Source organism: Aeromicrobium jepli, assembly GCF_047246605.1.
Taxonomy (GTDB): domain Bacteria; phylum Actinomycetota; class Actinomycetes; order Propionibacteriales; family Nocardioidaceae; genus Aeromicrobium.
Genome location: NZ_JBFOKO010000003.1, coordinates 93,989 through 114,423 on the forward strand (window position 1 = coordinate 93,989; position 20,435 = coordinate 114,423).

The following is a 20,435-nucleotide window of genomic DNA, read 5'->3' on the forward strand; positions in this document are numbered from 1 at the left end:
AGGTCAGTTCGCTCCCAGCAGGGCGGCGGCCTGCGCGAGTTCGCGCTTCTGCTCGTAGTCCATACCCGAGAGGGCACGAACGATGGCGCCCGCGGCCTTCGGGTCGGACGCGTTCATGGCGCCGGTCACGATGTCGAGCGCGGAGAGGGTCTTCCAGATCGCCTTCAAGCGGTCCTTGCCCATCTCGGTCGCGTCCACGACAGCATCGATCTGGTTGGCCTTGGAGAGCGCGTCGATGTCGGCGAGCGCGTTCGTCTCACCCTTCGCGCGGGTCAGGTTGGCGACCACGAAGTCGCGGACGTTGTTCACCCCGACGATGAGCATGGCGAGGTCGCGGATCTCAGGGCTGGCAGCCTGCACGGTCAGGGTGTAGTCCACGATGGAGCGGACCTTCGCTCGGCTGAGTTCGTTCTTGCGCCCGTTGTCGGACATGGAGGGTCTCCTAGGTGTCGTTGTTCGTCACCTGCTCCTATGCGACAACCACGCCTCGACATCGACCGGCGGCTCGTGTTTAAGATTTGCGCCTGTTCAGGGAAACTGAACACGCAGCGAGATTGAACAGTTTTCACTCGTGGTGAAAATTCAGCGATCGTGAAAACCGGGACAACCTCACACGTCGGCGGGCACGTCGCAGAAGTCGATCACGGTCACGCCGGTGTTCGGGTCTTCGGCGTCACCCTTGTTCCACCGGATCCACATCGGGATGGCGCCCGACTTGTACGCGAAATCCAACTTCGGGACCGACCGTTCGTTCGGTTGCGAGTCGATCTCGATGACGATGGACGGGGCGGGCTTGCGGAAGATCACCAGATCGTGACGACCGAAGTACGTGGACCCGGGAGTGATGACCGGGACGGACAGTTCGCGGGCGGGACGGTACCCGCGACGGGCAGCCCACGATGCGAGCGTGTCGGTGATCTGCTTGGTCCGGTCCGCGACCCGCTTGTCCAGATGGGTCGTCCGGTCGAGCATGTACGTGAGCGCCTCGGTGATCTCGCGGTTGCGCGACGCGAGGAACTGCCGCTCACCCATGTACGAGAGCAGGCCCTGAGCCCAGTAGTGCTTCGTCCCGACCCGGATGACGCCCTCGGTCTCAGCGGCCTCCCGTACCGTCTCGATCGGCGGGATGGACGCGTTGCACTTCGCGACCGCCATGTCGATGTCGGCTTGGGTGACCTTGGCGACGCCGTGGCTGAACTTCTCGGTCAGCCAGTCCGCCAGCGGGGTCCGCAACGCCATGTGGAAGCCCTTGTCCACGTCGGACGCCTCCAACACCAGTGGGGCGACAGCGTTCGCGACGCCCTTGGCTTGTGACGCGACCGACGCGCCTGAGTACCAGTAGGAGCGGTCCACCCGGGCGGCGACCTCGAGGATCGATTCGCCGCCAGCGAGATAGATCGGCTCGTCAGACATGCCGTTCACGTCGTTCATGACGCCACCCGACTACGAGCGGCCAGTTCAGCCGGGGATGGGATCCGGGCCGGGGGAGTCGGTTCAGCGAACTCGATCGGGTCACGCTGGGGCACGACCACGAGGTTCGGGCGGCGTGGCGACGACAGGACAGACCGGTCCACCTTCCCGGCGACGACCTCATCGGGTAGGTGACCGAAGTGGAAGTGGTCACCGCACGGGTACGCCGACAGGTGCTTCTCGCCGGGGAATGCCTTCTTGCCGTACTTCTTCGCAGCCCGACGCGTGTAGAACATCTGCTTGCCGATGTCGGCGCACGTGCCTTGGGAGTTCTCCGACCGTTCGATCGACTGGAAGTGGGCGCGACGTTCCTTCGCCTTGTTCTTCGCCATCATCGCCTCCTCGGTTCGGTCTGTATGCCTATCCAGATGCGGCAGGGCTAACGGGACAATCCCGCTCCCATGCCCCACCGTGTGGTGAAGCCGGGAGCGGGACCATCCTTGGTGCCCTGTCGGGTCAGCCCGCCTGCGCGACGGCCTCGGCGGGGACGCCGAGATCCTTGATGTGGCGCAGCACGCGGAACTTGCGCGTGTTGTCGGCCGACGGCTGCATCTCGATCCAGACGGCGACCTTGTGACCCTTGAGGTTGTCGCGGATGTGACGCATCATCGGCAGGACCGACTCGTCGAAGTCGGTGCGCTCGGTGCGGACCGTCTCCTTGCCGTCGGGGTGGAACGACGACGGCTGCGTGATGAGCGTCAGCACGCCACGCTTGGAGGTCTCCTCGAGGACCATCGACTCGACGATGCCGGTGAACACCTTGGCGTTCAGGACGGCCTCGGCAGCCTTGATGTACGACTCGTCGTTGATCGCGACGGCGATCTCGGCGATCTTGGCCTTGACTCGGGCCTCGTAGCCCGCGTCCTTCTCCCCGGCGGCGGCGATGGCCGAGGCGATGATCACGGCGGTGTTGTTGTCGCTCATGCGTATCTCTTCCTGTTGTAGTGGTGTGTTTCTTCCTGAGCGCCAACAAGGTGACGCTCCCACCGGGCGGCGTGGCAGGCTTGTCCTGCCGTGGGGTCACCGCCCGGCGGAAGTTCTCAGAACGGCGGCTCGTCCGTCTTGGTCTGCGGGGCCATCGCGAACGTCTTGGCTCCGGCGCTGGTCGTGAACGCGTGCGCGCCGGACTCGCCGAGGCCACGGGTGAACATCGCGACGACGGTGTTGGCGACGAGGATGATGGACTCGGTGGCCTCGCTCATCCACTTCTCGATGAGTTCGCCGTTGTCGCCCGTGCCGACCGGCATGGGGTGCTTGGACAGGTGCGAGTGCAGCGCGCCTCGCAGGCGGGTGTTGAGGCCGCTGGCCCAGTCGATGCGTCCGCTGATCGCCAGTTCGGCGTCGGCGACGATCTTGGCGAGGATGCCGCTCATGGCGCGCAGGGTCGTCTTGTCGAGCGGGTATCCGTTGTCGGCGATGATCTCCGACGCGGTGTTGACCAGACCGAACAGGGCGGTCGCGTCGGGGGCGTTCGGGGGCAGGGAGTTGGGGTCACGCGGATCCCACGGCTTGTCCAACTCCGGTGCGAACATCTGGGTCATGAGGGTGTTCTCCTTCAACGTCTTGACGCCTCGGCGTGTGGTACGCGCGGCCACCTCGACCGGCGGTTCTGCTACTGGGGTCAAGGCCTCAGATGGCCCGTTCTCGATCACGTCGGATGCCGGTGCGGGCATCGAAGTGACCGGCTGCGCGACCTCGTATGCCTGCGTCGTCGGTGCGTACTCGCCGGGCTGGCCGGTGCCAAGGACGACCTCGGCCGGGGGAGCGAACTCGACCGGCTCAGGACCGGTGATGGTCGGGTACACGACCGGCTCTGCAATGCGAGTGGGCCCGGCAGGTGCGTTCTGCTCACCTTCGACGCCGGAAGTTGGAGCGATGACAGCCGACGCCGCGAGCATGCGCAGGTCGTCGAACTCGAACTCGACGTCCGCGGGCGCGTCGGGCACTGGCGCGTTCTCGGCCTCGATGGCGGACAGGTGCCGCACGGGCAGTTCCTCGAACGTGGGGATGCCCTCGGCCTTGGGCACGTACTTGGTGCCGTCGTCCTTGATCGCCGACGGGCAGGAGTTCACCAGCGGGCACCAGCCGCACAACGGCGTCGGCTTCGTGATGAACGCTTCCTGAGCGATCGAGTCGTTGTGCGCCTTCCACGACGCCACGAACGCCTTCAACGTCTTGTTGAGAGCGGCCTTGCTGATTGGCACGTTGCGGACCTTGCCGACGGCCGTGTAGTACAGCGTCGCTTCGACGACAGTGACGCCGTACTTGGCTTCGTACGCCAACTTGTACAGGCGCATCTGGTCGCCGTGGTCGTCACCGAACTTGAGGCTCTTGGGCGGGTTTCCGGTCTTGTAGTCGATGACCTTGACGCCGATGTAGTTGCCGTTCTCGTCGAACACGTCGTCCACGCGGTCGATGTGGCCGTTGAAGGGGACGCCCGCGATCTCGACCTCATCGATCGGCATCTCGGTCTGACGGACGGAGACGCTCTGAGGGGCCTCCATCTCGAAGATGCGCTGGATCTTGTCGTAGACGGCACCGATCCAGCGCTGCTTCTCCGCGACGGTCGCCGGGTCGAGAGCGATGGGGTTGCCGTCCTCGTCGATGACGGGGTACTCCTCGTCGGCGTTCTCCAACAGCAGCAGCATGAGCCGGTCGGAGGTCCGCTCGGCCGGGGGAAGGTCGTAGAACCGTTCGAGGATGAGGTGGCCGGACGTGCCAAGGGGCGCGGGAGCGAACCGGTCGTCGTTGTCGGGCAGGAGACGGTCGGCGAGCCAGCGGGCTCGGCACGACGCCATCGACTTGGACGTTGATGGTGACAGGGCCTTGCGCTCGACCTGCTCGGTGATGGCATGGTCGAGGATGACGAGGTGGTCGTTGTCCCACGCGACGACGTCGGGCAGGTTCACCTCGGTCTTCTCCGGGGCTCGCGTCAAGGTGTCGCTCATGGATGCGTCTCTCTTCCCATGACCCGGTCAAGGCCACTCGTGGGCCCGGCTCGATCACTTCGGCGGACTTCTTCCGCACGTGGGTTCGGCTGGGCGTTGCTCGTGGGATCTATGCGGGTCGGGCCGGTGACATCGAGGTCGCGACGAGGGGTGCCGATGGGCATGGTGATGTACCGGTCGGTGGTGACCGGTGGTGGGGGAGAGGCGAACTCGACGCGGCCCGTAACGGCCGGTTACAGCCGAAACGACCTTGGCTCCAGTGGCTCCAGCATGGCTCCAGAAAATCGAGGGAATCTGGAGCCAAGATTTTGGCTGGAAAACCGGGCCGTTCTTACTTACTTACTTACTTGGATCCAAAGATCCAAAATAGATCTACTACTACTAGGGGGCTTCTCATCTCAAAATCTCAGACTGAGATTGAGACGGGGTCTCTGTATAAGGGAGGGGGTACGGGAAAAGTTGGTATTTTGGACCCAGCGTCCGTTTTGGGCTCAAAGCGCAGACAAAATCTTGGCTCCAGACAGTTGGACCACGTTGGAGCCAGATCCAACTCTCGGGCTCGAAAACCCGGATTCGCCTCTCTCAACCGATCGTTAGGGCACTAACCTGTTGTGCACAACTAGTTGGTGTGCGGGGTATCTCCTTACGCGTGAGGTCCGCATCCATAAGCGTGCCTTACGGCTGTCACGCGCGCGCACGCGTACGCGCCCGCGCGCGCGTGATCGAGAAGTACCCACCGACGGGTCTTAAACAGGTGAGCGAACACCCAAGGAGCCACCTGACATGAACATCATCGACATCATCTTCGTCCTCGCATCGGTCATCTACATCGCCCTCGGCGCCCGCCGTGGGTTCGTCCGAGGCGCTGCCGAGATCGTCGGCGTGCTCACCGGTGGGGCCATCTCGCTGCTCGCCATCCGCCTGCTGTTCGGCGACTTCGACGCCCCCGACTCCATCGCCTCGGGCCTCATCTTCACGGCCGGTGCAGGCACCATCTTGTTCATGTCGGTCCTCGGTCAGACGCTCGGCTCGCTCGTCGGCAAGCGCCTCACCGCGGAGAAGGTCGGCAAGGTCTTCACCGGCGTCGACCGCGCTCTCGGCACCGTCTTCAACGCCGTCTGCGTCGCCACGCTCGGCTGGGTCATCGCGTTCTCCGGCGCCGTCGGCGTCACCCCCGCGTCGCACCAGATTCAGTCCTCCAAGGTGCTCACCGCCATCGACAGCATCGTGCCCGACTCGGCCGACAACCGACTCCTGCGAATCAGCAGCGGCCTGCTCGAGAACGGCTTCGACAAGTTCGTCACCCCCGTCATCGAGCGTGAGGTTGACGTCGATGCGCCGTCGGACGAGGAGGCCATGAAGTCACCCGTGACCGCCGCGGCGAAGGACTCCGTGGTTCGCATCTCCGGTCACGTCGGCTGCTCCGCTCTCGACATCACCGGCACCGGCTTCGTGTACAGCAAGGGGCTCGTGATGACGAACGCTCACGTCGTCGCCGGTATCGCCAAGCCCATCGTCGAGTCCAACGGCTTGAAGTGGGTCGCCAAGGTCGTCGCGTTCGACGAGCGCCTCGACGTGGCCGTCCTGCGAGTCGATGGGCTGCCCATCAAGCCGCTGTCGTTCGACCTGAACGCCATCCGTGGACAGAAGGGCATCGTCATGGGTTACCCGCTCGGCGGCCCGTTCGACGCCCGTGGCGCCCAGATCACCCGCAACATCACCCTGCGAGGCCCTGACGTGTACGGCCGTGGCACTCACGAGCGTGCCGTTCATGTGGCGGACGCGGTGGTCCGCTCGGGCAACTCCGGTGGCCCGCTCGTCTCGCTCGACGGCAAGGTCATCGGCGTGGTCTTCGCCACGGTCGTGTCGAACAACACCGCTCAGGTGCTGACCGTCCCGCAGGTCATCGACATCGCCCGCAAGGCCGTCGATGCGAAGGAGAATCTCGCCTCGAAGACCGAGTGCGTCGCCAAGTGAGCAAGTAGGACGGTCCGGTCGTGTCCACCATCTGGGATGCGATCGGGCCGCCCTGCGTTTGAGGGCTTGTACCGCTGTACGGATACAACGGCAGGAGATACGACTGTGGCAACGTTGACGAGCATCGACGGCAGCAAGGGACGCACCCATGCGGTACGCCAGTCCGGCCTGTCCGCTCCGACCCCCGAGCAGTACGAGCAGTTCATGGTGTGGCGTTCACTCGCCCTCGAAGAGATGCCGTACTTCTCGGCGCTGCTGTTCAGCCTGCGCGTCGTGAACGTCCCGAACTTCAACACGTACGCCGTGGACCAGTACCACCGCCTCTACATCGGCTTCGATGAGGTCGCCAAGCGTGGCTCCCGCTGGAACGTCGAGTCGCTGCTGCACGAGTGCCTGCACCTGCTGAGCGCACACGCCGACATGGCGAACGACCTTCACGTCCTGCCGCACGAGCGAGGCCAGTGGAACTTCGCGGCCGACGCCTCCATCAACGACGATCTGGTGGACGCGGGCTGCATGTCGTTCGCGACGGGCGAGGATCCGATGCCCGCGCAACTCGGCGCCCCGAACGGCAAGCCGGGCGCGTTCTACTTCCAGATCATCCGCAAGATGGTCCGCGAGCAGCAGAAGCGCGACGAGAAGAACAAGAAGGAGGACAAGGGTCGCAAGTCCGACAGCACCGACCCGAACTGCCCGCAGCACGGTGACCAGAGCAGCCGACCGCAGGACGGTCAGCAGGGCCAAAACAGCCCCGGGCAGTCCCAGCAGGGTCAGCAGGGTCAGCAGGGTCAGCAGGGCGGTCAGGGAGGTGAGCAGCACGCCCCCGGCGCCTCCGGTGACCAGAGCGGCCCCGACTGCACGTGCCCGTCCCAGAACGGCACCGGTGAAGGTCAGGGGTCCGGCAGTGGCACAGGTGAGGGTCAGGGCGCGGGCGGATTCGACCCCAACGACTTCAAGGGGTGTGGCTCCGGCTCCGGCGGCGAGTCCGCACCCTTCGAACTGGACGAGAACGACGACCTCGGCGGCGCGGCCGATGCACTCGATGATGTCGAGCGTGAGCGCGTCCGCATCCAGACCGCCCACGAGATCAAGGAACACAAGTCCCGAGGGAACGTCCCCGGCGGCCTCGTCGAGATGGCCGAGACGATCATCGAGCCGTCCCCGTTGCCGTGGCAGAACCTCATCGGAGGCCTGTTCCGCCGTGAGGTCGCGTTCCGGCGCGGACAGCGCGACTACAGCCGCGCCAAGACGAACCGTCGTCGTCACGACGTTCGAGTCGGCGGCGGCAGGGCCATGTACCCCGGACAGGTCGAACCCGTCGTCAAGGTCGAGATCATCCGAGACACGTCCGGGTCCATGAGCGCCCGCGAGTTCGCGTTCGTGTCCCGCGAGGTCGAAGCCATCGCGCGACGCTGCGGCATCCGGGGCAAGGATCTGGTCGTGACCGACGTGGACGCGAAGGTGCAGCGTTCGGTGGACTACAAGGGTGCGGCGTCCATCGCGCACGTGAAGGGTCGCGGCGGCACCGACATGACCGTCGGTATCAAGGCGGCTGAGGCGCGCCCGAAGAACGAGCGCCCGGACTTCATCGTGGTGTTGACCGACGGTTGCACACCGTGGCCGTCCGAGCCGCCGACCATCAAGGTCATCGCGGCCGTGTGCGCACTCAACGACCCGGGACCGCAGTCGGTGCCCGAGTTCATCAAGTACGTCCATGTACCCGTGGACAACGAGACCGAGACGACCCCGGTCGCGATGTGAGGTTCGTTCAGGCGGTGGGGATGACGAACTGGACCTTGTACCCGGCCGGGTACGTCGGCGCCACGTGAACCTTGTCCTCGCCGTCGCCCGCAGTGATCGTGCAGACGAGTGTCTCGAAGGAGGTGGTGTCGGGCAGGCGTAGGCAGACACGAGCCCACAGGATGTGCTCGTGAACCTTCGCCGAAGGCTCCTCGACGACGACGCCGCCGTACTGGTCGGTGACCGACACCAGTTCGCTGATCGAACCGTCCTCGGTGCGGGTGACGTTCAAGGTGACGGACTTGAAGTCGCGCCCACCCATCGAATCGCGCAGGGATGTGGCGACGTTCTCCATCGCTTCGCGGCGACGTTCGTCGAGGACCAGTTCGTGGTGCTGGATCTGGTCCGGGGTGTCGGTAGTCATGCACGATCTATGCGACAAAACGCAGGTGACATGGCGAACGCCGCCGAGCGTGATGCTGCGGCGGCGTTCGGGAGACGATGACTACTTGCAGAACTTCTGGTTCCAGCCCAGACCCTTCTTGCCGTACACGAATGCGGTGTCGAAGTCCACGACCTCCACCCTCTTGTCAGCCTTGTGCTGGAAGATGATGGTGTCGGTGATGGTCGAGTTGTCCGAGCAGTCGAAACCCTTGGCCTCGAGCGCCTTGACAGCCTTGGCGACCTGCGGGTCGTTGACCGGGGCGCACCAGTTGTTCAGCGCGTTCGGCTGGCAGACACCCACACCCGGCTGGGCGGGCTTGTACTCGACCACCGGGGTTGCGGGGGACAGGTAGGCCAACGCGACGAAGACGAACGTGAACAGCAAGAACGTCATGCCGTGACTGACCGGCTCGAAGGCGTGTGCGACAGTCCGGGCACCCGCCTTCGTGGCGCTCAGGACGACCTGCGTCTTGTTCTTCATACCTAGTTAAGGCATGTTTCGTACACCTGTTCGATCACTTTTCGAACAGGTGTCGCATTTCCACTGGAACCGCAGTGAAAAGTCGTCTCAGAATGTGAGCCGGTTTCGGCTATTCTGGTGGGTTGGATGCTTGCTGTGCTAGGCGGTAGAGGCGGCGGGCTTCGGCTGCTTTGGCTTGCTTCTCACCACGTCTGGTCCAGTGGTGCCAGCCCTCCCGCTCTGTACCTTCTATAAGCCCCAGACCGGGCAGATCTACGATCACTGCGTTCGAATCGTGACCGTTCATGTGGAGCACGTGAATGGTTGTCTCGCCGCCGTCACTGAGACGTTCGATCCGGCTGGTGACACGCTGATGCCAGTGCCCGGAGAACACCAGATCGGGGCGGGTGTTCTCCACGGCGAGCCGGAGAAGTTCACGGGACTCGTACGCCTGTCGTTCGACCCACGGCGGGAAGTGCATGTGCTTGAACACGTAGCCTCCCGCCGGGACGTCATGGGTGAGCATGACGTTCACCTTGACGTCGCCGAGCAGTTCGACGTCCCCGGGTTTGACCTCCTCGAGGTCGGAGAACAAGGTCTCGCCCTCGGTGTAGTCCTCACGATTGACCGACATCGCACCGCCCATCGCGGCGAACTCCACACCGAGCCAGTTCCACCGGTGTGCCCGGGGCGCCCAGAACAAGCGACCGGAGTCACCGGTTGGTACGAACCCGTCGGACTTACGTGGCGTGATGTCACGGATTGCCTTGTGGTTCTCGTGGTTGCCGTCAGCCCAGATGAGGAAGATGTCACGCTTGGCGAGTTCTTCCTCTACGGGGACGTTGAACGTCTTCGGGTGGTCACGTTTCCATGACCAGCCGAAGTCTCCGACGTGAAGGATGCCGTCGGCTCCCACGCGGTCGGCGAGAGCGATCGCCGCCTTGGCGTGACGGGTGTCGCCATGCCAGTCACCGCAGATTAGGACTCGCGTGGGGGCGATGTCGTGCAGGTTCGGGTAGGGCTGGTCCATGCGGCTCTCTGACTGTCGGGGCGCAGCGACGCGGCGACTGCATTCGATTCCTCTATGCAGTCCGGTGTGCGGACACAGGGCAGAGGCAGGGTTCAACGGTAGTCGGCGATGGCGGCGCGACGAATCGACGAACGCGTCGTCTGACGGTTGCCGCGCAGGGCGCCACGGTTCTTCGCTCGCTGGTCGGAGTGGATGCCCGCGGCGCCGGAGCGTCGGTGGGCGTCAGCGGCAGCGCGCATCTCGCGGGTCGAACCGGGGATGACGACGGCGGGGGTCTTGGTGCGCTTGCTCATGTCTATCTAAGGGTGTGAGGGAACAGGATCTCGATCAGGAACATGCGACGACCACCGGGCCAACCCCGCACACCTGACAGACATGACCACAGACAGCAACGGCCGCAAGATCAACGTCGAGAAGGGCAAGCAGGGGTTTCAGGAGACCGCGAAGGGTGAACCGACCCGTTCGGAACTGAACCCCTCGAACCTGTTCGACAAGCCCGGTGTCCGCGCCATGTACGCGCTCGGCAACTGGGACATCGCCGTCTCGGCAGGTGACGAGGGCCCCGAGGAGTTCTCCCTCATCACTGACTTCGCTGAGGAGATCCGCGATGGTGACGGACCGCTCGCCGACAAGGCTCGGGCCGCGCTCGACCAGTACGACACCGCGGTCGTCAAGGCTGACGCCCTCGACAAGGACGTCGATGTGGACGCCCAGCAGGAAGTCATCGACGTCGTGCGCGAGTGGTACACCGACTACACCGCTGACGAGGCCGCCAAGGTCGCAGCAGACCCGGTCACCGTGACCGCCGAGGAGTTGGCCGCCACCGACGCAGACACCGAATACCTGCGCTCCAAGATCGACGACGCCCCGCCCATCCCGGACGACTGGGAGATCACCGGCGATGAGCGACGCACCATCCGTGACCAGATCGGGTTCATGAACGTGCTGTCCATCTCCGGCGGCAAGGTCATCCCCATCAAGGACGGCATCGAACTGCCCGTCTCCTACGGCTACCACGTGCGCGTCCGTCTCACCCCGGCCGATGACTACACCGTCGAGCGGATCTTCCGTCGAGGCGGAAAGGAGTGGGTGTACGGCAAGCGTGAGCGTGTCTACGCCGACGAGGTGGGCCAGATGGCCTACTACGCGTCTTGCTACAACAACGACTCCGGCAAGGAATGGACCTACATGGGTCGGTAACCCAACCCGGTCAACCGCAGTGAGAGGCGTCCCGTCAGTCGGGGCGCCTCTCGTTGTTTTCGCTTCGATGTCAGCGCAGTCGACGGCATAGAGACCTCGTGAACAATCATGTGACTGAGCCGCCCCCGCTGCCGGAGAAGATCGAGCGCACGCGCGAGAACCCCTACGGCAGAACCGAGGACTGGCCCTACGGCTTCCACGCCAACGACAAGCCCCGCAAGGCACCCATCCGACTGCTCTCGGCGTTCGAGTCGCTCCTGTACTGGTTCCTCATCGTCGCCCCGATCATCTTCCTGCTGTTCCTCGCACCCACGTACTGGCCCGACACCATCCCGTGGGACTTCCGCCCCACGCTGTCCGACGGCGCCACGTGGTTCGACACATTCGGCATGATCATCGCCTTCGGCTGGCTGCCCTTCGGCCTCATCGGCAACGTCGTCATCCGACTCGCCAACAAGTACCTCCTGCAGACCGATTCGCGTCGCCCCTCGCAGATCAAGGCCAAGGCGTTCGGCATGAAGACCGCCGCCGGAGGTCATCGCGGATACACGCCCCCGACAGGCAAGGGCCTGTGACCGTGGGCGCGGACGTGACGGCACGCGACCTGACCCCCACCAACGTCGCCCGGCACAAGGTGTCGGCCGAACGGTGGGAGTTCACCTTCGAGTCGACCCCCGACGACACCATGACACCCGCGATGGCGACCGTGTCACTGGTCGTGCTGGACAACCAGTTCGGCAACAGTCAGGACGTCATCATCGAGGCCGTGTCCGAACGTCCGCGCCCCAAGCAATTCAACTTCCCGTCCCCAGAGGCGTTCCTGCGGCACATCGTGAACGCCGACCTGTCACCCATCAAGGGAACCGCCGAGGGCACGTGGCACACCGACCACCTCCTCACCCTCCTCGAGACCGGCCAGTTCGCCGACGACGGCATCCCGCGTTGGGTGTGGCGCGTCCTCATGAACGACACGTCCTCCCGAGCCGCTCTGCGGGACATCGCCTACAACCTGTACGGCGAGTACCTCCAGACCGACCTGTGGGACGACACCCTGCCCGCCGCCGGGCACCTTCGAGCCGTTTGATGCTCACCCCTCCAACGATGGCGCTCCTGCGCTATCATGGGCAGTCATCATGGTGAGGGGAATCATCGTCCCGGACATGCGTTCAGCAAGTCAGGACACCATCGACCGGCACGGGCTCATGTCCCTCGCCGAGGCCAGCGAGATCGTCGGATACTCGCAAGAAGCGACCCTCATCCTCGTGCGTCGCGGTGACCTTCTCGCCATCGACCGTTCAGGGCGCCCGCGATTCCCGGGGTTCCAGTTCTGCGACGGTCAGGTCGCCCCTGAAATCAAGTACCTGAACATGGTCGCGATGCTGTCCGAAATGGACTCCGCAGACCTGTTCTTCTGGATGGTGCGCCCCTGCCCTCAGTTGGAGGACGAAACACCAGCGGACGTGTTCTGCTACGACCCCGAACGAGTGCTCGCGGTTGCCCGGAACGTCCTCAACTCCGGCTGGTAGACCTCACGACTGTGCGACGCGCTTCAACACTTCCTCGAGCGCGTCGCAGGCGGCCTCGTTGGACTTCCACGCCTTGACCACGGAGTCGTACGTGGCGATACCGGCCGCGGTGTCCAGACCGGCGGCGGCGTACTGATCCTTCGTCAGGATGTTTCCCTCACATGTGGAGGCGGCCATCGTGACGAGCGAGTTCACGCCGGAGTTCGCGGCATGGATGAGGTCAGCCTCGTGAACCTTCTTGATGAGGGGCTTCGCGTCATCCTTGTGCCAGAACAGTCGGAACCCGTCGAGCGCGTCGGCTTCGGCGGACTCACTGGACTCGTTTACGAGCGCCTCGTTCATGACGACCTGCTCGGCCTCGAACGCCTTGTACTGGTCCGAGGTGAGGATCGTGTCGCCGACCTGCTTGACCCACACGTCGCGGAGCGCGTCGTAGCGGCCCTGCGCGACGTCCACCTCACTGGCGTACTCGCCGAGACGGTCCAACGCCGCGTTGTCGTGGTCGAAGTACCCGAACACGGAGGTGCCCGTGGCGAGCAGCAAGGAGGACAGCACGACGGCATGGGTGAACGGCTTCATGCCAGATCTATGCCGCTCGGGATGCTGACTTCTACGCCGACCAGTGGGAGCACTCGTCGATCAGGTCGTCGATGTCGTACACCATCTGACCGAGAGCATGCTCGTCATCGCTGGTGAGCGGTTGGGCGGTCAGCAGTCGGTTGATGCGGGCCCGGTCCTGTGTGAGCCGGTCGATGTGCCCGGCGAGGGTCGTGTTCATGCCGGGCTCGGCATGAAGTGGCGCCGCATGTCGATCAACTGTGCCTCGATGGAGTGCCCCGAATGCGTTTCGAGGGTCGCGATGAGGGTGATGGAGACCGCCGCGAGAGCACGCAGGTACCGCACTCGTGGGGTGCGCCCGAACGTCAGGTCGATCCCGAACGAGTGCATATGCCCGTCGTCATCGTCATGCTCATGCTCATGCACCTCCTGATGGGCGTACGACTCGAGGAGGTCTTCGATGAACCGTTGGCTGGCTCGTTTCGTCGGCGAGGTGGTGAACCCGGCGTACGTCTGACGGGCCTGCAGGAGCACGAACTCGGGACGTTCGAACACCGAGACGGTCACGAGGCAGATGGCTGCGGCACCGACACCCATGTAGTTACGGCCGAACGTCTTCTCGAACTGGTTCATGCCGTCGATGTCGTCGGTCAGGATCGATTCGATGTACCCGATGAACGCGAGCGCAGGAGAGGTCGTGTCGTCGTACGTGTCGATGATCTCTGCGCTCACGCGAACTCCCAACGTCGGTCCCGGGCCTTCTCGTTGAAGGTCTGCGGGAACATGGCGCACGCCCGGGGTGTGGCTGTCACTGGCTCGGCCGGAACTCGCGGTCGAGGATGTTCACGACTCCGGCGAACACCGCGGAGTGCATGTAGGAGCGCAGTTCCGTGGCGGTCGACCACTGCCAGTCGTCGTCGAGGTCGGTCGGGCGAACTGTGATGACCCACGGGACGATCCGGTTCGTGAGGTACGCCGGGTCAAGGGAGAAGGAACGCAGGTCTGTTTCGACCACGAAGCCGGACAATTCCTTCATGTGACGTGCGAACTGCATCGCGATCTCGTCGTTGGTCGCCATGTCGCGAGAGGGGTCAGCCTCGACGAACGCGGGCAGGCGACCACCGAAGGCCTTCATCTCTTGCATGCGCCATCCGAAGAACCGGTGACCGGACTGGCCGACGTACGTCGGGACGAGCACGTTGCGATGCTGGGCACCGATCGTCGCCTTGAGGAACGGGGCGCCGTGACGCTCGTAGTGTTTCTCGAACCGGCCGAGCACTCCGGCGTAGATCTTCTCGATGTTGCTGCGGTCGTCCATCAGTTCTCCTTGGGCTTCTGTCCGCCAGCCTTGGCGGCTGCACGGTTGGCGTTGGCCTTCGCCCAGCCGGTCAGTCGCTTGCCGGTCTCCGGGTCGACGTCGTTGTCCCACGCGATCCCCGCAGCGGCTTCCTTCGCCTTCACTTCGGCGAGCACCTCAGCAGCCGGACGTCCTGACGGGGCACGCTCGCCCTCGTACGCAGGAGCCGCAGCCGGGCCCTCGTCGTCGAGAGACGGGGTGTGCTTGGCGATCTCCATCGGGGTGGGTTCGGGGCGGGACGTGCGCGGCAGCCCCAACTGGTCGAGTGCCTTACGCAGTTCCTCGGTCGGTGCGTAGAACGACTTGAACACCGTCGGCGGTTGACCTTCGAGTTCGGCGACGCCGACACCCTTGGCGGCCTTGCCGTCCTGTCGTACGTTCTCGGGAACCTTCGGGACGCTCGTGGGGTCCGAGAGAGCCAACTTGCGGTTGTTGTCGGTCGGGTTCGCGCCGAGGAGGAACTTCTGCGCGAGGTTCATGCGCAACGCGGTCGGGATGCCGGTGTTCACCGAGGAGACCTGCGAGGAGAGGACGAGCCGGATGCCGACGAATCGCATCTCGGCGGCGATCTTCTTCATGTGGGCGAGCAGGGTCGCGCGCAGCAGGTTCGACTGCAGCACTTCCTGCATCATCGGGTGGTCCTTCGGGACGCCCTGCGGCTTGTCGTCCATCTGGATCAGGCCGGTCACCTCGTCCAACAGCACGAAGATCGGCTTGAACTGCTCACGGGGAGGCAGTTCGGTCCACTTGGTGACGCCTCGCTCAGCGAGCACCTTGGCGCGGCGCTGACCCTCTTCGTAGACGAGGGCGAGCGCGGTGACCTGATGTTCGAGCGACGCGCAACCCCAGCCGCCGTCACGAACCAAGTCCTTGCACCAGAAGAAGTCCACGGAGTTGTGGGTGGGGATGAATCCGTCGGTGAGGAACAGGTGCTCGGGGTGGTCGATGGTGATGCAGCGGACCGGTTCAGACTCGACCTTGCGGACGTCCACGATGAACCGGTGCTCGAGGGTCTTCGCGGTGCGGGCCGCGAGCCGTTCCGCCTTCCGCGCGAGTCTGAACACGGGCAGGTTCGTGACGAACTGGATGACGTTGGTGTCTCGGCCAGTACGCTGCTCGGTCTCACCGTGTTCGTTCTTGACCGTGTACGTCGTGGGGCACTTGGTGGAGGTCGCGGCGATTCCGAGAGAACGCGCCAGTTCGAGCGCGCCCTCGGCGATCGCGTCGTTACTGGCGATGAACCGGCAGGTGCCGTTCTCGTTCACGGATCCGTCGGTGTCCATGAGGCCCTGTAGGAGTGCGAGCCGCTGCTGGAACGATGCGCGCAGGTACTCCGCGGGGATGTGCTTGTTGTTGCGAAGTCCCTCTCGTTCGAGGAGGGAGTACAGGCTGTAGTTCTTGGGCCCGTCCTGACCGCCGACACGGAGGCAGGTACGGCAGGAGCGGGTGCCGTTCGTGTTCTCGCGGAAGTCGTCGTGTCCGTACGGGCACAGGTGGTCGTCGGGTCGAGGCAACGCGAGAGTGGCGATGATGCCTTCGCGTCCCTTGAGCCAGCGAACCGGGTGACCCCACTCGTCGCTGAGAATTTCGGCCATCTCCTCGGCGTCCTGTACGCCGGAGGTGATCTGGCCGGTGTTCTTGGATCCGTCGCCGAGCCACGCGCCAAGGATGTACGGGGCGATGGGAAGGTCGAGGTCGTCTCCGCCCACGGGGGCGGCGTGCGGTACCGAGTAGTTCAGGAGGCCCTTCTTGGTGACCCGGAGGTTCTGGGCAATGGTCTCGGTGGTCTCCAACCGGTACGCGGGGACTGGCTCACCGGAACGGACACTGTTCTCGAGGACGTGGATGTAGCCGGTGAGGAACTCGTCCACGGAGTAGAACCGGGCCGTCTTGCCGTTGGACGGCACCTCGATGAACGGGGTGTTCATCTTCTTGACCAACTGGGCTGCGTACGCGGTTCCCTTGCCGATGATTTCAGCGAGTCCAGCGGTGTTCGCCTTCTGCTTCGACTTAACTGCTTCCCGGGCGCGGTCACGCAGGGGTACGACTCGTTCCTCGATGCGAGCGACAGCCTCGCGATGAGCCTTTTCGCGACCCTCGATATAGGAAGGGCTCAGGCGCGCCCGATCGGTTCGGTTCTGGACAGGCCACAAGTGCTGTCCGTCCGCCTTAACGATCTGCCCGTCGGAGAACTCGACCTCGTACACGTCAGCGTCGTACTCGATGGGTGCAAGGCTGGACACGAGTGCGATGGATCCGTCGGCCGCGTACACGGAGTCTCCGGGCTGCAGGTCGCCGAGGAGAGCCCACCCATCCTTGAACCGGTCACTGATCGGCACGGGGATGCGGGTGGTGAGCGGCTGGGCCTTGTGCGCGAGGTCGATGATGACCAACTCGGCACCACCGGCAAGCACGCCGGTGATCATTGTGTTCAAGGTGACCGACTTGCCGGATCCTGAGGTACCCGAGATCTGCGTGTGTGGGGCTGCCTCGAAGTCGAGGTAGAGGGGCTCGTTGTCGGCGCCGGGTTCAGCCAACTGCATGCCCATGAGCAACTTGTCTCGCGGAGCGCGCTTCAACTCGGCGAACGGGAACGGGATGACACCGGGGAACGTGGGCGGCTCGGACGGGATGATCGCGGCCGTGCGCTTGAGCGCGTTCGTCTTCACGTACCAGCCGGGCTGGCCGACCATCGCGGTCGCCACCTCGTCCAACTTCTCGTCGTGCTTCGACGGCACGTACGTCATCGGCAGTTCGATGTTGTAGCCACCGTCGCGTCGTGGTTCGACCTGCACTTCCCACGTCTTCACACCGAGCGCGTTCGCGATCGAGGCGCGGGCATGGGAGGTCGCGGCGTCGGTCTTGGTGAGGAGCGCGGTCCCGAGGAACGGCTCGAACTTCGTCATCTCGTAGCCGGGATGGGTGGACTTCAACTGGATGGCGATCTTGTCGCCGTCCGCGGGCTTGGTGTTCGCGGGAAGGTTGACTTCGAGGTACTTGCCGGTGTCGTCGGACACCTCGGTGATGGTGGACTGACGGACGGCGGTCGCACGGTTGGACTTCAAGTTCACGGACCGGATCTCGAACCCGTCGCCGTGTTCCTGCTCGATGCGTCGACGCAGCGCGCCAAGGTGCTTCTTGGGGTCAAACCCGGGCGGGAGTTTGACGTGCACGATGTCGTTCGCCATGTCCTTCTTCATGCGGCGAACGGCCGGGCACATTCGTCACAGGCACCCGTAACCTCGACCGAGACGCTTCATCGCGTACCGGTCGGCGGCGGTAGCCTTGAACTTCTCGTTCGCTCGAGCGCGGGGAGTCATGATGTTGCCGGTGGACTGCTTGGCATGACCGCGACCGGCTACATGCATCAGTTCGTGAACCATCGTCGACCGGCGCAGGTTTCGGTCCTTGGCGAGAGCCCTCTTGTCGAGCGAGATGGCGGTCCGTGTGATCTCCCAGTAGTTCCCGGACACGTGTCGGAACTTCTTGAGGTAGGCGATGCCGAGCGCGTCCCCCTTCGGGTTGCCCCACTTCACGAAGATCTTGGCGGGCTTCCTCTTGTTGACCTTGCCGACGACCTTGTAGGGAGTCTTGGTCAGTTTCGTCATCTGGTTCGCGGACCATTTGAGGTCAGCGAGTGCAGCCTTGCGCTTCTTGGACGGGAGCGCCTTGTCGTCGTACCTGATGGTGACGGTGTCGCACGCGTTGAACCGCAGCACATGCCCGGGGTCCACGTCGGTGACCGTGTTTCGGTACTTCTTCGCGATAGGCGGGACGCGTTTGACGACACGGATGGTCTGGGATGTGTCGACGGTGATGTGACCGTCGTCGCTGATGAACCGGGTTCGCACCTTGTAGTTGCCGTACAGGTTCTTCGGGACGGTCCGCTTGAACTTGTGCTTGCCGTTGCTGCCCGGGTCGCCGACAGGCCCGGAGGTGAGGTCGGCGACCTTGCGGCCCGACCTCATCAGATCGACGTCCACAACGCCTGACGTCCCGGCGAGGGTGACCTTGAACGACTTCCCTGAGATCAGGACGAGAGCGGGTCCGTTGGTCCGCTTCCCGGGTTGAAGGGTGCCGTCACCGAACTGCATCCACCAGAACGAACCTCGTTCGGCCGCGCTGGCTCCGGTTAGGCCGGTCAGCAGAAGGATGAGTGTCAGGAGCGCGAGTGCGACTCCCCGAGGTCTCGTTCGCATGCCCTGTGTACATGCGGCGTGACGTGGGGCACACCGAACGCGGGACGTGACCTTTTCTGAGAGGCGCGCAGGCTCCGTCCTTTAGGGCGGAGTAAGCGCCGTTCGGGGAGTCGTCACGGTGAGGTGATCGAGTCTTTGGTGGTGTCGGGCTTGTGGTGGGCGTAGGGCCGAACCGTCAGGAGTGCCGTCGGGTGAGTGTGAAGCAGCGGATGTATCCGTCACCGGAGCAGGTGGCGGTCTTTCGTATGCACGCTGACCATGCCCGGTTCCTGTACAACCTCGGTTTGGACCAGCGGCAGCGGTGGGTTCGGTCCAAGCATGACCGGTCCCCGGACTTGAACGCGCCCCGGGTCAACGTCACCACACAGATGCGTGAACTCACGGTTCTGCGTGGGGAGTTGGACTGGCTCGGTGCCGGGTCCACCATCGTGCAACAGGGCGCTCTGCGGGATCTGGATCGCGCCTACTCCAACTTCTTCGCCGGACGAGCCGACCGGCCGACGTTCAAGCGGCGGGACGACCGCGCTGGCTCGTTCGTGGTTCGCGATGTGCGGATGAAACGACTCAACCGCCGGTGGGCCCAGATCGTGGTCCCGAAGGCCGGGCCAGTGAAGTTCCGCATCACCCGAGGCTGGCACTACATCCAGACCGCGACGTCCGCGCGGGTGTCGTTGAAGAACGGCCGTTGGCACGTCAGCCTCACCACCAGCGTCCCGGACAAGATCGTCGCCGGGACCGGGGCCGTGGTCGGTATCGACCGGGGCGTGGCGAACACCTACGCCACCAGCGACGGCGAGTTCGCGCACATGCCCGACTGGACACCCGGTGAACGAGCCCGTTTCATGGCCCTCGAACAACAACTGGCCCGTCAGACCCGCGCGGCGAAGAAGGCCGGACGCAACATCCACACCGAGGCGGCGAACCGCGCCAAGACTCTGGACCGGCTCGCGGGCCTGCGACGTAAGTTGGACGACCGTCGCACCAACTGGATCGAACAGGAAACCACCCGTCTTGCCCGCACCTACGATCTGGTGGTCCTCGAGAACCTGACGGTCTCGAACATGGTCCGGCGCCCCAAACCCAAACCCGACCCCGACAACGCGGGGGTGTTCCTGCCGAACCGGGCCAAGGCGAAGGCAGCCCTGAACCGGGCGATCCACGCGTCCCGCTGGTCCGAGTTCGCCACCCGCCTCGGACACAAGACCGCCGTTGTCACGGTCCCGGCCGCTTACACCAGCCAAACCTGCCGCCAGTGCAGCCACATCAGCAGAGAGAACCGCGAGAGCCAAGCGGTCTTCACCTGCACCCGATGCGGTCACACGAACCACGCGGACATCAACGCAGCACTCAACATCCTCCACCGAGGAGCCCAGTTGAGCCCAGAACCCGAGGACATCGGGGGATCGCCTGCACAAGCCCACCACCAGTTTGGTGGCCGCAGGAACCAACCCAAGGCCGCCGCATGACGGCCCGAGGAATCCCCGTCCTTCAGGGCGGGGAGGATGTCAAGACCCGCACATCGGTGG

Annotated in this window: 22 protein-coding genes; 7 read left to right on the forward strand and 15 right to left on the reverse strand. The window is 64.4% G+C overall.

Going from position 1 to position 20,435, the window contains the following annotated elements; translation table 11 throughout:
- Positions 1–3: 3 nt before the first annotated feature.
- From AB3M81_RS07135 to AB3M81_RS07155, 5 genes are all read right to left on the reverse strand, one after another.
- Complete coding sequence (locus AB3M81_RS07135; RefSeq protein ID WP_412903237.1) at positions 4–432, reverse strand: hypothetical protein; 429 nt, start codon at positions 430–432, stop codon at positions 4–6.
- A gap of 177 nt (positions 433–609) precedes the next feature.
- A complete protein-coding gene (locus AB3M81_RS07140; RefSeq protein WP_412903238.1) occupies positions 610–1,431 on the reverse strand; it encodes a hypothetical protein in 822 nt (273 codons plus the stop codon).
- Entirely contained in the window at positions 1,428–1,802 is a 375-nt protein-coding gene (locus AB3M81_RS07145; protein WP_412903239.1) for a hypothetical protein, read from the reverse strand. The genes AB3M81_RS07140 and AB3M81_RS07145 overlap by 4 nt, the downstream gene beginning before the upstream one ends.
- A 124-nt stretch (positions 1,803–1,926) precedes the next feature.
- Positions 1,927–2,394 carry a hypothetical protein gene (locus tag AB3M81_RS07150; protein WP_412903240.1) on the reverse strand — a complete coding sequence of 156 codons (468 nt, stop codon included), beginning with the start codon at positions 2,392–2,394 and terminating at the stop codon, positions 1,927–1,929.
- A 116-nt stretch (positions 2,395–2,510) separates the two neighbouring features.
- A complete protein-coding gene (locus tag AB3M81_RS07155) occupies positions 2,511–4,418 on the reverse strand; it encodes a RecB family exonuclease (RefSeq protein WP_412903241.1) in 1,908 nt (635 codons plus the stop codon).
- 783 nt (positions 4,419–5,201) lie between these two features.
- On the opposite strand from AB3M81_RS07155, the gene AB3M81_RS07160 reads away from it, so the two are divergent.
- Entirely contained in the window at positions 5,202–6,395 is a 1,194-nt protein-coding gene (locus AB3M81_RS07160) for a MarP family serine protease (protein ID WP_412903242.1), read from the forward strand.
- 114 nt (positions 6,396–6,509) lie between these two features.
- Positions 6,510–8,156, forward strand: a complete 1,647-nt coding sequence (locus AB3M81_RS07165) for a vWA domain-containing protein (protein ID WP_412903243.1) — start codon at positions 6,510–6,512, stop codon at positions 8,154–8,156.
- 7 nt (positions 8,157–8,163) lie between these two features.
- Here AB3M81_RS07165 and AB3M81_RS07170 read toward each other — a convergent pair whose 3' ends face one another.
- The 4 genes from AB3M81_RS07170 to AB3M81_RS07185 form a co-directional block, all read right to left on the reverse strand.
- Complete coding sequence (locus AB3M81_RS07170) at positions 8,164–8,559, reverse strand: hypothetical protein (RefSeq protein WP_412903244.1); 396 nt, start codon at positions 8,557–8,559, stop codon at positions 8,164–8,166.
- Positions 8,560–8,640: 81 nt separating this feature from the next.
- Positions 8,641–9,060: a hypothetical protein gene (locus AB3M81_RS07175; RefSeq protein ID WP_412903245.1), complete on the reverse strand. Its 420-nt coding sequence runs from the start codon at positions 9,058–9,060 to the stop codon at positions 8,641–8,643.
- 109 nt (positions 9,061–9,169) lie between these two features.
- Entirely contained in the window at positions 9,170–10,069 is a 900-nt protein-coding gene (locus AB3M81_RS07180; protein ID WP_412903246.1) for a metallophosphoesterase family protein, read from the reverse strand.
- Between the two features lie 92 nt (positions 10,070–10,161).
- Positions 10,162–10,362: a hypothetical protein gene (locus AB3M81_RS07185; RefSeq protein WP_412903247.1), complete on the reverse strand. Its 201-nt coding sequence runs from the start codon at positions 10,360–10,362 to the stop codon at positions 10,162–10,164.
- A gap of 82 nt (positions 10,363–10,444) precedes the next feature.
- Here AB3M81_RS07185 and AB3M81_RS07190 point away from each other — a divergent pair, with 82 nt between their 5' ends.
- The 4 genes from AB3M81_RS07190 to AB3M81_RS07205 all read left to right on the forward strand — a co-directional run bounded on the left by AB3M81_RS07190 (position 10,445) and on the right by AB3M81_RS07205 (position 12,795).
- Positions 10,445–11,269 (forward strand): hypothetical protein, encoded by an 825-nt coding sequence (locus AB3M81_RS07190; protein ID WP_412903248.1) that lies wholly within the window; start codon positions 10,445–10,447, stop codon positions 11,267–11,269.
- A 110-nt stretch (positions 11,270–11,379) separates the two neighbouring features.
- Complete coding sequence (locus AB3M81_RS07195; protein ID WP_412903249.1) at positions 11,380–11,844, forward strand: hypothetical protein; 465 nt, start codon at positions 11,380–11,382, stop codon at positions 11,842–11,844.
- A 14-nt stretch (positions 11,845–11,858) separates the two neighbouring features.
- Positions 11,859–12,353: a hypothetical protein gene (locus tag AB3M81_RS07200; protein ID WP_412903250.1), complete on the forward strand. Its 495-nt coding sequence runs from the start codon at positions 11,859–11,861 to the stop codon at positions 12,351–12,353.
- A 49-nt stretch (positions 12,354–12,402) separates the two neighbouring features.
- A complete protein-coding gene (locus AB3M81_RS07205; protein WP_412903251.1) occupies positions 12,403–12,795 on the forward strand; it encodes a hypothetical protein in 393 nt (130 codons plus the stop codon).
- A gap of 3 nt (positions 12,796–12,798) precedes the next feature.
- Here the strand turns inward: AB3M81_RS07205 and AB3M81_RS07210 are convergent, their stop codons facing one another.
- The 6 genes from AB3M81_RS07210 to AB3M81_RS07235 form a co-directional block, all read right to left on the reverse strand.
- The gene (locus AB3M81_RS07210; protein ID WP_412903252.1) at positions 12,799–13,374 is read right to left on the reverse strand and encodes a hypothetical protein; all 576 of its coding nucleotides are present in this window, start codon (positions 13,372–13,374) and stop codon (positions 12,799–12,801) included.
- A gap of 31 nt (positions 13,375–13,405) precedes the next feature.
- A complete protein-coding gene (locus tag AB3M81_RS07215; RefSeq protein ID WP_412903253.1) occupies positions 13,406–13,573 on the reverse strand; it encodes a hypothetical protein in 168 nt (55 codons plus the stop codon).
- On the reverse strand, positions 13,570–14,085 hold the full coding sequence (locus AB3M81_RS07220) for a hypothetical protein (protein ID WP_412903254.1): 516 nt from the start codon (positions 14,083–14,085) through the stop codon (positions 13,570–13,572). Before AB3M81_RS07220 ends, AB3M81_RS07215 begins: the two co-directional genes overlap by 4 nt.
- Positions 14,086–14,161: 76 nt before the next feature.
- Positions 14,162–14,671 carry a hypothetical protein gene (locus AB3M81_RS07225; protein WP_412903255.1) on the reverse strand — a complete coding sequence of 170 codons (510 nt, stop codon included), beginning with the start codon at positions 14,669–14,671 and terminating at the stop codon, positions 14,162–14,164.
- Positions 14,671–17,898 carry an FtsK/SpoIIIE domain-containing protein gene (locus AB3M81_RS07230; protein ID WP_412903256.1) on the reverse strand — a complete coding sequence of 1,076 codons (3,228 nt, stop codon included), beginning with the start codon at positions 17,896–17,898 and terminating at the stop codon, positions 14,671–14,673. Before AB3M81_RS07230 ends, AB3M81_RS07225 begins: the two co-directional genes overlap by 1 nt.
- 36 nt (positions 17,899–17,934) lie before the next feature.
- A complete protein-coding gene (locus AB3M81_RS07235; protein WP_412903257.1) occupies positions 17,935–18,678 on the reverse strand; it encodes a hypothetical protein in 744 nt (247 codons plus the stop codon).
- Between the two features lie 422 nt (positions 18,679–19,100).
- Here AB3M81_RS07235 and AB3M81_RS07240 point away from each other — a divergent pair, with 422 nt between their 5' ends.
- Entirely contained in the window at positions 19,101–20,375 is a 1,275-nt protein-coding gene (locus tag AB3M81_RS07240; RefSeq protein WP_412903258.1) for an RNA-guided endonuclease InsQ/TnpB family protein, read from the forward strand.
- Positions 20,376–20,435 lie beyond the last annotated feature (60 nt).